Source organism: Neohoeflea coraliihabitans (assembly GCF_019334345.1).
Classification (GTDB): Bacteria; Pseudomonadota; Alphaproteobacteria; order Rhizobiales; family Rhizobiaceae; genus Pseudohoeflea; species Pseudohoeflea coraliihabitans.
Map to the genome: position 1 here is coordinate 1 of NZ_JAHWQX010000010.1, position 12472 is coordinate 12472.

13 protein-coding genes are annotated in these 12472 nt (G+C 59.4%); 3 read left to right on the forward strand and 10 right to left on the reverse strand.

Annotated features, from left to right (window positions below; all coding sequences use genetic code 11):
- Window positions 1-95: 95 nt before the first annotated feature.
- Both KY465_RS18410 and KY465_RS18415 read right to left on the reverse strand, forming a co-directional pair.
- On the reverse strand, window positions 96-653 hold the full coding sequence (locus tag KY465_RS18410; protein WP_219203587.1) for a recombinase family protein: 558 nt from the start codon (window positions 651-653) through the stop codon (window positions 96-98).
- Between the two features lie 91 nt (window positions 654-744).
- Window positions 745-1152 carry a MerR family transcriptional regulator gene (locus KY465_RS18415; protein WP_346432671.1) on the reverse strand — a complete coding sequence of 136 codons (408 nt, stop codon included), beginning with the start codon at window positions 1150-1152 and terminating at the stop codon, window positions 745-747.
- Between the two features lie 69 nt (window positions 1153-1221).
- Between KY465_RS18415 and KY465_RS18420 the strand changes: the two genes are divergently transcribed.
- Both KY465_RS18420 and lspA read left to right on the forward strand, forming a co-directional pair.
- On the forward strand, window positions 1222-2076 hold the full coding sequence (locus tag KY465_RS18420) for a cation efflux transmembrane domain-containing protein (RefSeq protein WP_255561825.1): 855 nt from the start codon (window positions 1222-1224) through the stop codon (window positions 2074-2076).
- Window positions 2073-2555, forward strand: a complete 483-nt coding sequence (gene lspA, locus KY465_RS18425; protein WP_219203589.1) for a signal peptidase II — start codon at window positions 2073-2075, stop codon at window positions 2553-2555. Before KY465_RS18420 ends, lspA begins: the two co-directional genes overlap by 4 nt.
- Before the next feature lie 40 nt (window positions 2556-2595).
- Here lspA and KY465_RS18430 read toward each other — a convergent pair whose 3' ends face one another.
- The 4 genes from KY465_RS18430 to KY465_RS18445 all read right to left on the reverse strand — a co-directional run bounded on the left by KY465_RS18430 (window position 2596) and on the right by KY465_RS18445 (window position 6902).
- Window positions 2596-3612, reverse strand: a complete 1017-nt coding sequence (locus KY465_RS18430) for a hypothetical protein (protein WP_219203590.1) — start codon at window positions 3610-3612, stop codon at window positions 2596-2598.
- Window positions 3613-3614: 2 nt separating this feature from the next.
- Window positions 3615-4622 carry a DNA-methyltransferase gene (locus KY465_RS18435; RefSeq protein ID WP_219203591.1) on the reverse strand — a complete coding sequence of 336 codons (1008 nt, stop codon included), beginning with the start codon at window positions 4620-4622 and terminating at the stop codon, window positions 3615-3617.
- 71 nt (window positions 4623-4693) lie between these two features.
- Window positions 4694-6556, reverse strand: coding sequence for a relaxase/mobilization nuclease domain-containing protein (locus tag KY465_RS18440; RefSeq protein ID WP_219203592.1), 1863 nt, complete (start codon window positions 6554-6556; stop codon window positions 4694-4696).
- Complete coding sequence (locus KY465_RS18445) at window positions 6546-6902, reverse strand: plasmid mobilization protein (protein ID WP_219203593.1); 357 nt, start codon at window positions 6900-6902, stop codon at window positions 6546-6548. Before KY465_RS18445 ends, KY465_RS18440 begins: the two co-directional genes overlap by 11 nt.
- Before the next feature lie 151 nt (window positions 6903-7053).
- On the opposite strand from KY465_RS18445, the gene KY465_RS18450 reads away from it, so the two are divergent.
- Entirely contained in the window at window positions 7054-8922 is a 1869-nt protein-coding gene (locus KY465_RS18450; RefSeq protein ID WP_219203594.1) for a type IV secretory system conjugative DNA transfer family protein, read from the forward strand.
- Window positions 8923-9269: 347 nt separating this feature from the next.
- Here the strand turns inward: KY465_RS18450 and KY465_RS18455 are convergent, their stop codons facing one another.
- The 4 genes from KY465_RS18455 to KY465_RS18470 all read right to left on the reverse strand — a co-directional run bounded on the left by KY465_RS18455 (window position 9270) and on the right by KY465_RS18470 (window position 11902).
- Window positions 9270-9479 (reverse strand): hypothetical protein, encoded by a 210-nt coding sequence (locus tag KY465_RS18455; protein ID WP_219203595.1) that lies wholly within the window; start codon window positions 9477-9479, stop codon window positions 9270-9272.
- A gap of 484 nt (window positions 9480-9963) precedes the next feature.
- Window positions 9964-10689 carry a helix-turn-helix domain-containing protein gene (locus tag KY465_RS18460; protein WP_255561826.1) on the reverse strand — a complete coding sequence of 242 codons (726 nt, stop codon included), beginning with the start codon at window positions 10687-10689 and terminating at the stop codon, window positions 9964-9966.
- A 309-nt stretch (window positions 10690-10998) separates the two neighbouring features.
- A complete protein-coding gene (locus tag KY465_RS18465; RefSeq protein WP_219203596.1) occupies window positions 10999-11259 on the reverse strand; it encodes a ribbon-helix-helix domain-containing protein in 261 nt (86 codons plus the stop codon).
- Window positions 11225-11902: a ParA family protein gene (locus KY465_RS18470; protein ID WP_219203597.1), complete on the reverse strand. Its 678-nt coding sequence runs from the start codon at window positions 11900-11902 to the stop codon at window positions 11225-11227. Before KY465_RS18470 ends, KY465_RS18465 begins: the two co-directional genes overlap by 35 nt.
- Window positions 11903-12472: the final 570 nt, after the last annotated feature.

Sequence of the window (12472 nt, forward strand, 5' to 3'; positions counted from 1 at the left end):
GTTTTGAAATAGAAAATTGGCCATAGGACATAAGGCCGATTTTTCATTATTAGGCTATTTGTCGATTACTTAAAAACCGGTTCCATAATGGCCGCTTATCCGGTCTGCGCTCGCGCTAGAAACCGCGTCACGGTCGAGCGCGAAACCCGCAAAAGCTGACCGATTTCGGCGTGGCTCTTGTCCTCGCCCGCCATGCGTAACGCCTCGGCCTGCTGTGTGCCCGTCAACAATGGGCGACGGCCGAGGCGCTTTCCGGCCTTTACGGCACGGGCGCGGCCCTCGCCGGTACGTTCGGCAATCAAGGATCGTTCGAACTCGGCCAGCCCCCCTAGAACCGTGAGCATAAGCCTTCCAGCCGGTGTGGTCGTGTCGGCCCATGCTTCGGCCAACGACCTGAACCGCGCGTGCTGGGCCTCGATCTGCGCCACGATGTTGAGAAGGTCGCGCGTCGAGCGGGCGAGGCGGTCAAGCCGCGTCACCATCAACACACCATCAGGGGGCAAGGCAGCTATAGCCTTCTTAAGCTGCGGCCGGTCTGCCCGTGCGCCGGATGCCGTTTCCTGAAAGATGGTCGTACAGCCCGCCGCCTTAAGCTGCTCGATCTGGGCGGCAAGGGTCTGGCCGGAAGTGCTGACGCGGGCATAGCCAATCATGCAAATATTTTGCACCTGACTTTTGCACCGCGCAAGCCATTGGAGTTTAAGCGTCAGGAAAGCGGTGCATAATTCTTGAGTTTTGCACCGCCTATCCGTGCGGCTGTGTCTGGCCCGCAGCAAGCGCCTCGATCACGCGGCATTCCGACACCCTGCCGCGCCCGCATTCCGAGATCATTCGCGATAGCTCGTCGCGCAGCGACAGCAAGCGCGCAAGGCGGCTCTCGACCGCCTCAAGCTGGCTCTGCGCGATGCGGCTCGCATCCTCGCATGATGCCTCTGGCTGCTCCTGCAAGGCCAGCAGGACGCGGACGCTCGACAGGTCGAAGCCGAGTTCACGGGCATGGCGGATGAAGCCGAGGCGGCGCGCATCCGCCGCGCCGTAGCTTCGCCGCCCATTGGATTGGCGCGCAGGGGGCGGCAGAACACCGGCCCGCTCGTAATAGCGGATTGTCTCGATGTTCACGCCCGTGGCGCGGGATAAGTCGCCGATCTGCAATTTTTGCCTTGCTCCTGTAGTTACTACAGGTTCTAGCATGAAAGCCATGGAACTACGAGGTTTTGCAGCATGAGCGCCGCCACCGGCATCCGCTACTATGTAACCGGCATGGATTGTTCGTCCTGCGCGGCGAAGGTCGAAGGCGCGGCCCGCAAGGTCGAGGGCGTGGCGGATGTGAAGGTGTCCATTGCCTCGCAGATCATGACGCTCGATGTCGATGATCCGGCAAAGCGCCTGCCTGTGGTCGAACAGGCGGTGACGGGCTTGGGCTATCAGCTCGACCGGATCGGCGCGACGAACGAGGATGCGGACGACGACGACAAAATTCCCGACCTGTCGCATGTGACGCCCGCCTATAAACGCGCGCTCTGGATCGTCGTCCTTCTCAATGCGGGCTATGGCGTCATCGAGATTGTCGGCAGCTTCCTTGCCGGATCGCAGGCCCTGCAAGCGGATGCGCTCGATTTCATCGGGGACGGGGCGATTTCCTTCCTCGGCCTGATCGCCGTGGGCTGGGGCCTTGCTGCCCGCGCCAAGGCTGCACTTTTGCAAGGCGTGTTCCTGGCCCTGCTCGGCTTCGGTGTCATCGGCTCGACGGTCTATCGCTCCTTTGTCGAGCACGAGCCGCAAACGCTGCTAATGGGCGGCTTTGCCCTTGTCGCCTGCATCGTCAACATCCTCGCGGCCGTGGTGCTGATCCCTCACCGCAAGGGCGATGCCAACGTGCGCGCCGTGTGGCTGTTCTCGCGCAATGACGCCATCGGCAATCTGGCCGTTCTCGCGGCGGCGGTTGTCGTCTGGTGGCTCAACAGCCCGTGGCCGGATTTGATCGTCGCGTTCGCGGTCGCAGGCCTGTTCCTGCAATCGGCGTGGTCGATCATCCGCGATGCGAGGCAAGACCTCGCGCAGGCGGGGCGCTCTTGAAGGGTGGCCTGTGCGTCGTCGTCGTTCTGGCTGGTGCCGCGCTCGATCTAGTCGCCAAGGCATGGGCGCGCGCCAGTCTCGAACCCTATGGTTCTGCGCTCGATTTCCTGCCCTTCATATCGCTGCGCCTGACCTTCAACGAAGGGGTTTCATTCAGCCTGCTTTCATTCGATCATGACGGCGGAAGGCTTGCCCTGCTGGCCTTTACCGGCCTTCTGACGCTCAGCCTCAGCATATGGGCCTACAGGATGCCGCATGGCGGCGAGCGTCTGGCGCTCTCGGTCATCATCGCGGGCGCGCTCGCGAATTTCCTCGACCGTGGAGTAAACGGCGCGGTGACGGATTATCTCGATCTCCATTTTGGAGACTGGCACCCGTTCGTTTTCAATCTGGCGGACGTATGGATCAGCATCGGCGCAATGATGTTGGTCGCTCTACAGGTCTTTGCAAAAGAAGAACTACGTTCCGCCGCGCGATAATCATTCCATAATGCGTGTTATCAGATAAAGGCCGGTCATTTCATGGCGTCCCAATAGCCGAGCGCCAATCAGCATCCGCCTTGTCGAGAAAATCGTTAATTCGTTTCTTCAACGACGAATTCTTCTCAATGTGGGTGGCATAGTAGACGAACGACGCAACAGCGGTGCGCTGCTTAATAGGGTCCCAAAGCTCGACGATGCGGAGCATATCGTTCACGTCCAGTGGAATCAGACCCATACCTTCGAGAGCGGGGCGCACGGTGTCGGCAAAGCCTAGCGCCGCAATGACAGCAAGCGACCCGCGAACGCCTGTGGCGTTGGCAAAAGCCTCAAGGTCGGGCAAGTCTGTCCCTTGCAGTTCAAATTGCTTTACCTCCGCCGATATCGCAAGGCGCTGGCCTTCCCATCCGTCGACATCGCCCACGCGTTGCAATCGCTTCGAGCCGGTCCGTACCTTCTCGATCTCAATTTGTAGATGAGGATTGTCGGCACGAAGGAAGCCAAACACGATGCCTTGGAATGACGCTCCGCTAGGTTCTCCCTTGCGGCTGGTCATGTCGAAGCCTTCCAGCAGCAGTCGAAACAATGGCGGCTCTATCTCGACAGATGCGGGGTCAAAATGCTGGCTCGGCAAGGTCGCCAGGACAAAGGCATTTACCTTGTCGCGCAACGTGGCGAGCTGCGCAGCGTCTAGACCCACCAGAGTATCTAGCCATGCCGGGTAATCCGCCCAAGCTTGCGTGGCATGAGGCGCGGCACTCGGGTAATCAAAACGCTTGTGCTCGGCACGGTAGAACTTTTCAGCCTCATTGTAGAAAGGACGAAGCGAAAGCGTCTTGCCTGTCGGCCGCATGACGATGAGCGTGTTGGCACGCTGTCCACCACTCGTCTGCGACTGACGAGGAAAATGGGTCAGGAAATCTGCAAAGGACGTAACCCCGAGCGATGGGACGTCCAATTCGGTGAAGAAGTCGATGTAGGCCACGAGAAGTCCGGCGCTGAATTTGCGCTTCGGAAATCCGGCTGTGAACTGGTCAAACAGCTCGTCCGCCGTCATCGTCAAACCTTGAGAGCGGAAAGAGGCGCGAAGGCATGACGCGCCATTTCTACGTATTCAAGGCTACGGTCGGTGCCGATGGCGTGATAGCCCACGGCTGCCGCTGCTGCGAGAGTCGAGCCGCTGCCAGCAAAGGGGTCGTAGACTATGCCGACACCAAGCGGCAAAGCGGCCCTCACTATCTGTCGCATAAAACGCTGCGGCTTTAGCGACGGATGCGGCGCTATTTTTCGCTCAGTCCCGCGCGTGGGATAGCATGGAATAAGGTCGCGCAACGGCTCATCAGGGGTGGCGCGGCGAAGGCCGCCTGTGCCCCACGTCTTAAGGTTTTCTGACACTGTGCCTATAAGGGGCTTACGAAACATTCCCCATGGCTCCCAACACGAGCGCGGCATAACAGAGACGTCGGGAAATTCTGCCTCAGCTCCCTTGGGCTTGTACCCCCCGCGAAGGGTCTGCACCTGCCGAATGATTTCACCGCGCTTCTCGAAGCCGGCTTCCTGAAAAGCATGAAAGCACATGCTCGATAGCAGCGGATTCGACGCAATGAACACGTGGCCGCCGGGAACCAATGCGCGCAAAGCTCCGTAAGCGACGGCGCTAAAAAATGTGTGGAGCTGGTTGATTTCGTCGCCCGACAGCACGGTAAAACGAGGAAGGGGCGCGCGGGTTGAGCCGTCGAAGGACGGCGGGACACGCCACACGCCGCCCGACCCGGCTTTGCGCTTTTGTAAATGCTTCTCCTCATACTCAATCAGGCCATAGGGCGGGTCCGTCACGATGGCATGAATCGAGTTCGGCGGCAGCTCCGCCAGAAAATGCACGGCGTCATCGTGAATGTATGTCGTCCTGTCCGACAGGTGGAATCTGATTTCGTCACCAATCTCGCGCACTTTTTTCCAGTGCTTGATTTGGCCGGCTTCCAGCTGCTCCCGCCACGCTAATGGCTGCTGCTGCTTTTTGCCTCTTTTAGTCTTAGCGGCAATACCCGCACGTTCTGTTGAATACATTTAAGCACCTCAAATCAGTAAGGTATCTGAATCGCCGCGTCGGAAGAAGCCTTCTTTGGCTTTCGTCCAAATTATCGCTCGCGGTCATAGTCGCGGTCGCGGCTACGAGACGGGGCAGAGCGTTCCTTGCGCTCCGTTTTCTCTGCTGTCGCGCGCGCCTCCCATTTGGATAAGCTGCTACCTGTGACGCTCCCGCGTGTCTCGGTCCAGCGTTGCAAAGTCTCCGCCTGTTTCGCTGCGCGCGAAGGCGGTGGGCCGGCCGGCCGCGCCGGGGCGGGTTGCTTGGGCGGGTTCGCTCTAGGCACATCGGCCGGCGCTCGTGCTGCCTTAGCTATATCCTGCCGAACTGGCACGGGGCCTCCCATGCGGGTGGGCGCCGGCTTCTCCATCACGGGCACTTGCTGCGCCTTTCGCGGAACGGGCTTTGGTACATCGCCGGACGGCGAAGGGACCGGCATCGCCTGCGGTACAAACATCGTGCGTGTTGCCGGGGCCGGCGCTGATTTCTTCGGCGCAACCTCTCGCGCCTTGTCGAAGGGCTCTTTCATCGGCTTGGCTTCCTGCCGTTGTGGTGCGGGCTTCTCCTGCACCTTCATCGCTGCGCGATTCTCGCGCCGGTCAAGCCGGCGATCGCGCGGCGCATTCTCGGGTCGGCGGACTACTCGGCGCGCTTCCTTGCGCCGAGTGACCTGCTCTCGCGCCGTCTGTTCCTTCTGGCGCTCGACACCCAGACTACGCCACGCTGCGCGTATCTTCTCGCGCTGCGCGTCCTGCTGCGCAATGAGCTGCTGGCGTTCTTTGTCGAACTGCCAGCGCTGCGTCGTCAAGGCCACCGAACGCTGTTCCTTGATAACCCGGATTTCAGCATCGAGTAGCGCCTTGACGTGGTGCGCTACCTGCTGCCGGCTGATGTCCTGCCGCTCCGCGAACGCAGCGGCGCGGGCTCGGGCAGAAAGCAGGTTATTAAAGGTTGCGGCGAGCGCACCGCGCTTGCCTGACTGCTCGCTGATACGCTGCGAGGCTGTCGCCTCGAGCGCGTTTCGCAGGATGCCGCGCAAGGTCTGTTCGCGAGCACGGAAGGCACGTTCATTGGCGCGCGCCTGCCTGAAATGCTGCGCCCAAAGCGGCCGGGTCCGCTCCTTGTGCGCGGCAACCTGCTCGGTTATCTGCCGACCGTAAAGCTCGTATATGGCTGCGCGAGCCTGCTTGTTCGATGCTGATAGGTCTTTCCATTGTTGCCGATGCTCGGCCCGCTGTGCATCCCCAAACGCCTTGAGTGCTGCGCGGGGGTTGGCGTCAGCTCCATCACCGGAAGCCGCCTCTGCACGCTTCTCGGCCGCATACTGTCGGCGTTGTGCTTTCTCGGCAAACTGCTCACGGACCTGCCGGCGTTCTTCGCGCTTCGGCGTCAGAATCTGGCCGCGCTTGCGCTCATAGGCATTAGCCCAATCGGACAGCTTTAGACGGTCGTTGCTTGTGGTGAGCATCTTGCCATTCTCCGGGTCCACCCGGTTGACGATGACATGCACATGCGGATGTTTTCGGTCAGTGTGGGCCACAATGAGGGCCTGCCGGTTCTCAGCTCCGAGTACCTTAAGGCTCTCGTCAGCCGCGCGTAGCATTTCAGCCCGGTCAAGATTGCCAGCCTCATCGGGATGCCATGCGAGACTGTAGGCATAGACGTGAGCATTGCTCTTTCGCCCGGTGTTCTTGACGCCGGCACGAGCCTTGAGCTCGTCCGCCAGCTGCGCCGTCGCTATCATGATGCGAACCGCAGCCGCGGGGTCTTCGGTCGCAAGATTCCGCGTTGCCGTCCATGCGACACGCTCGGCCGTCTCCGGATGCAAAGCTGCACCATCCTGCCGCTTGTCATGCAGGTAGTACGCGCCCGCCCCTTTGAAGCTGTGGCCGGTGCCGGCGATGTCAGGAACCATCGGCCGCGACCTTCTCGACAACGCGCGTGACCGCCTGAATGGCTTCGTCGATGTCGCGCGGTATGCCCTTCTTGAAATTCAGCGCCCGCACAATCTGGTGCAAGTTCACCCCGACCCGGTTCAGCTCGACAAGTAAACGGTCGTCGGAGGCGCTGCGGCGCGGACGGATGCGCTGCCCAAGAATGGCACGGCGGCAAAATTCAGAGACCGGCAAACCGGCTCTCTCGGCCTGCGCTTCCACGTGGTGGCGCTCGGCCGGCGTGAGCGACACACCGGAAAGGCGCTCGCTACGCTGCTCGCCGGGAGCCTTCTTCGGTCGCCCGCCTTTAGTGTTCCGCTCGGTCATCGCCGCCGCCTTAGGGGGTTCCGGGGTCCTCCCCGGCAAGCGTTTTTTGGTACAAAAAACATAGCTTGTTCCTCCTACTTACGTAAACTATAGTGCAAGACTTGTTAAGAGGGGATTAAACTGTAAGGCCGCAACTTCGGAGGTCTGCCCCATGCACTACCGATTCCAGGAGCCGCCAACCGCCAACACCTTTGAGCAAGGTATGCTCCTTGTGGGGAAAACTGGTGGCCGGCAAATCGGGGTTCGCACTGAGCGCCACGCTGTCGTTGTGGCCGGCGCGCGCTCTGGTAAGGGCGTCGCTATCGGCATTCCGAACGCCTACCACTGGCCGCACAATCTGCTGTGCATCGACCCTAAAGGGGAAATCGTTGAGGCCGTCTGGTCTGAACGAGAAGCCACGCACGGCTCACCCTGCTACGTTCTCGACCCCTTCCGGGTCGCCAATGTCCCCGAAGACCTTCGCGCAAGCTACAACCCGCTCGAACACCTCAACCCACACAGCGCGAGCGCGCGAGAAGATATACGCGTCATCGCTGACGGTCTGGTGTTGCGTCATGACCCTCGGCATGGCCAATGGGATGACGGCGCGGTTGACGTGCTCGCCGGCGTCATCGCGCATGTCGTCTCGACCTTCCCACCAGCTGAACGGTCGCTCAACACCGTGCGCAAGCTGCTATTGCTGCCGCCCGAAACGCGGGAAGAATTCTTTCGCGAAATGGTCGAGAACCCCGCCTGTGGCGGTCTGGCTGAAAATGCCGGTGCCATCGGCCTCTCCACCGATAAGATGAGCCGCGACTTTGTCGCGAAGGCTCCCCAGCATATCAGCTGGGTCGCCTCGATGGACTCGGTGCTCTCACACTCGACTTTCGACCTTGCCGACCTCAAGACCGGAAAGGCCTCTGTCTTCCTAGTGCTGCCGGCACGCTACCTGAAAGAACATTCCCGATTCCTGCGCCTGTTCGTTCGTTGCGCCCTCAATGTCATGATGGCCGACCTGCGTGGCAACCGCTGTCTGTTCATGCTCGATGAGTTCTATGCGCTCGGACGCATTGATGAGATTGCCATCTCGGCCGGCCTTATGGGTGGCTATGGCCTGCACCTGATGCCCTTCCTGCAGGACCTCGGGCAGCTGCGCAGTCTGTACGGCAACGAAGTCGCAGAAACCTTCATGGGAAACGCGGACGCGCAGATCTTCTTCGGCCTCTCCGATACGCTCACCCCGCGCTATGTTTCCGACAAAATCGGTGTCCTAACCCCGGAAGAAATCGCGCCCCCCTTGCAACTGGCCCCCACCCCTCGGCGCACAATCGCTCAGCGCCGCATCCTCGGAGAATACAAAGACAAATACGGCCCATGGTGGAATCGCAAGACACACGTCAGGCGTGAATTCGAACCTGACGCGACAGCGAAGGAAAGGCATGCTGTCGCCGAAGCCAATGCAGAGAAAGCACACGCAGAAGCAGAAGCGCGGCAACGGGCTGAATACGAATACAGAATGCGGCTTGTTGGCTCGGCGCGCGTCCCGGCCGATGTCCTGACCAAGCTGACCGGAAAATCCGACGCTGACGGCGATAGGGTTGCCAAGTCGATGGTGGTTTTCGGGCCAGCCGGGCAGGTCTGGAATCTCAAGCTCGATTCCTATCTCGCATGGGATTACGGGCCGGCGCGCGGATGGAATGTGACAGTTGATAGAGCGCCGCGTTTATACAAACCGACCCCGCCTGTTCTGCCGGCTGCGGAGGTCCAGCCCGCCGACGAAATCAATTATGGGAGTGGTGTGCTTACGGATGAAATGGCGGAGAGCCTGCCCCTACTCCCCTCGCCCGACCTTGCAGAGGTGGTGCCGGGGGGCATTTGCTGTAGCAATCCAGACGGGACTGAAAAGCATGAAAAGGCTGAAAAGTCCGGTGACCAAATATTAGAAGATATGCGCGCCGATATGCTGAGAGAACTGCGGGAATTTGCCGTTGAGGTCGAAGCCAAAAAAATGAAAAAAACCGCGACAGAAAATCACGGATAAGGTGAGTGTGTTTCACTGCTGAAATAATATTCAGCATAGGCATAATCTAAATTCGGGTCATCATATGGTGAGAAGAAATGTCCGGCCGTCCAAGCGTCCATTTCAACAAGCACTAATTCGTTAAATATATTTCTGATATACATAGGCATATCTATATTTGCTTTGCGCCATTGAAGTCAATTTCAATCTGTACGGCGACAAGCTGGCCGCGCGGCTCCTGCCCCTCGATAGGTGGATTCCACTTCTCAAATGTCGCCCAAGCCTCAGCCGCAAGCGGCCGGAACGTCCCCCATATCAGGGCACCGTCCCGGCGCTCGATAACAGCATATCCAAGGAAACGACGGGGTTTAGCCGGCATCCGCTTCGCGCTCTTTCCGGGCCTTGGTCACTATCCGGCCGGAAACGCTTATGCCCTCCGGGATAATGATGGTCTGGCCGTCGCCATCCTGATTATCGAACGCTACGCCGACCCGATGGAATCTAGGTTTCACCTCCCCGTTATCGGTTGTGTACTCTTCAACTTTCAATACATCATAGGTGTTTTGCTTATTACTCATCGTAATATCCTCCTTTTTTCAAATGATACCACGACAAAAATTAAGTTATATTAATTTATTACTTGTTCTCTGTTCGATGCGGGCCGCAGGCCAAATCGAACCCCGCGCGCAGCGCGGCGATGTTCCCCGTCCCGATAGCTTTCGCAAGCCGCACAGGCCTGCCGGCGTCACCTGAAAGGCCGAAGCGTAGCGGAGGACACGGCGTAGCCGTGTTGACGATCTAGGCGGGCTGTGTGGCACTCTGAACGAAAAGGGACAAACCACCACGGCGACGACAGGCAATTGCCCTGTCTGGGCTCTGTAGCGCCAAGAACGGCTACTCTAGGCGCTATGGGTCGCTGGCCACGTCCAAACCCTCCTTCTGCCTTCCTCGAAGACATAGCGATGTTGCCGCTTGGCAGTAGTCCAGCGGTTTTGAGAGCTTGGCGCGCTGTAGGCGCGCCTATTGAAACAATGAATCATCGGCCGTCAGGCCGATTCCGTTCTAGTCTCCTAAGATATTATATTTAGACAGGGATTCAGACCGCTTTGCAGACTCGCGTTCTTTTCGAGCTGAGATAGCGGCTCCGAGCCTAGAAAGGGAGTCGGCAAGCTTAGGGTCTTCAACCTCAAAAAGGGGCAAGTCAGCGAGCGATAAACTCGCTTTGTGCGCCTCGATGTCAGCGGTGCGCATGAGCTGTGCGTGGGCGGCATCATCAGGCAACGGAGCTTGTTGGAACCATCGACCGAGAAGGCGCGCAGCGCGCGCCGGGAGCGATAGGCGATAGGCGTTGCTGACCTGTCTGACCTGCGGGCCGCGTACGCCCTCCCCTCCGGTCGGTTCGTACCGGCGAAGCCAATCAAGGAACCCATGGGTGCGGAGGGCCTTGAGCGCACGCACGATGGCGTCACGCGACCGGCGAAGGCGGGCCATCAGCGTATCAAGCGACGGGTCCAGCCGTCCGCTTCGGAAATCGACCATATTCGCGAGCAGGTCGAGCACTTCCAGCGCGACGAAGCCAAGCGCGCCATTTCGCGCGCCTGGCTGTCGCGTTGCCAGCTCGTAGCGACGTGCGGCAAGCACAATGGTGCGCACATCACGGCGCGTTGTACGACGCCAGAAAACGCCTTCACGGCCGGCGCGGTATGAGTTCCGGCGTACCGGTTGGCAAGTTTGCCGACCGGCCATGTGGGCGGGGTGCCCCACGATTTCCCCCAATGATTCAAACATGCATTCTCCTTCGGTTCGGTTGAACCGCCGAAGGGCTGGCTGCTCACGGCCTGTGCGCAGGACGCACGAAACCGTGGCAAGAAACCTCTTGCAAACGACCCGGTTTTTTGGGAGAATTCAGTTGCTAGACAGAATTCTAGGCCCTCGGCCGGATTATCAGAAGCCCGCCCCCTCGGCGGGTTTTTTGATGTCTAGGCTTGCGCCTCCTTCATAAATTCAGCGCCCGTAACCGGGCACACTCCGATGATGGTGCCTGAGTCGGCCTCACTCACCAAGAATATAAAAGTTTACACGTATACACTTATACACCTAGACCTTTGCGCCTTTCTTCACGAAAAGCAGGTCTAAAGCTTCTTCGATAAGCTGGCGCTGCGTCTCGCCAGTTTCGGCAGCGAGCAGCTTCAAGGCTTTCCCATAGCGCGCAGGTAGATGCGCCCCAACCAAGACTGTACCCTCTCGCGAGGGGATAACCGGTGTGCTGCGCTCGCGCGCGGGGCGATGTTCGACCTGCGCGACCGGGGCGGGAGTTACATCATCAAGCGCGCTTGCGAGATTGGCCTTTTTTGCCATGCTGGCCTCCGTATAGCTGTAGAGTTATAGCGTTGTAGAGTTCTCTACACTCGTCGGCAGCTTTGCCGTTCGGTTCAAACTCCTGTGGGGCAAGCCCTTGCATTTGCGCGCGGCCATACGCCTTACGCTGATGCAGGGAAACTGATGCGAGGTCCGCGCCCTGCTTGCGGACAATATCGCGCGCCTGCTCCGCCTCGGGTCCGCTCGGCGGGCAAAAGGTGAGCACTACCACAGCCGGCTTGCCCACCTGCTGGGCTGCGGCAACTGTCTGCTGCATGGCGCGAATGTCGAATACCTCGGGCTTTGTGGGTATCAAGATGAGGTCGGCCGCGCTCGCCGCATCGTGCGCAATGTCTCGATGAACCGGCGGACAGTCCAATATCACCAAATCCGCACCGGCTTCCCGCATGGCTTCGAGGTAGCTGGGCAGCCGGGCAATCTGAATGTCTCGCACAGTGGGCGTCCCACCAGCTTCTCCGAGTTCTTTGCGCCGACGGTCTGACCAGAAGCAAGCGGACGCCTGAGGGTCGAGGTCGAACAGAGCCACACTCTTGCCCGCCTGCTCGGCGGCGACTGCCAAGGCTGTGGCAATCGTTGTTTTGCCGACGCCGCCCTTTTGCGATGTGATAGCGAGAATCTTCATGGCTCTAGGTGTAGATGTGTAGATTAATATATGGTTAACAAAGGGTAACTCAGGTGTATAAACCTATACACCTAGAGCCTGCGGGGATTCGCTGAATCGGTCAAGTGCGCCATGTGCTGCGCCGCAGCACATGGCGGAGAGCGCTCTGGCTCACCAAAAGCAATTCCTGCTTCCGGTTAGCGCGCCTTCGCAGTTCATGGGTCTAGCCGCATCTTCCGGCCGGTCAACACGGCTACGCCGTGTCCTCCGCTGCGCTTCGGCCTTTCAGGTGAGCGGCCGTCATCTGCGGCCTGAATCGACCCATGCGAAGGCGGCTCCGAAAGCAAAATTGCTCTAGAGGCACCCCAATATCGGCTCGGTTTCACCTACCAATTTTGGTAGGGTAGGGCGCTCGGCCGGGCTAAGTATTCGCGGCCTCTGCGCAGCTGACCGGAGGGGGTCGAATATTGGCGTTTTGAAATAGAAAATTGGCCATAGGACATAAGGCCGATTTTTCATTATTAGGCTATTTGTCGATTACTTAAAAACCGGTTCCATAATGGCCGCTTATCCGGTCTGCGCTCGCGCTAG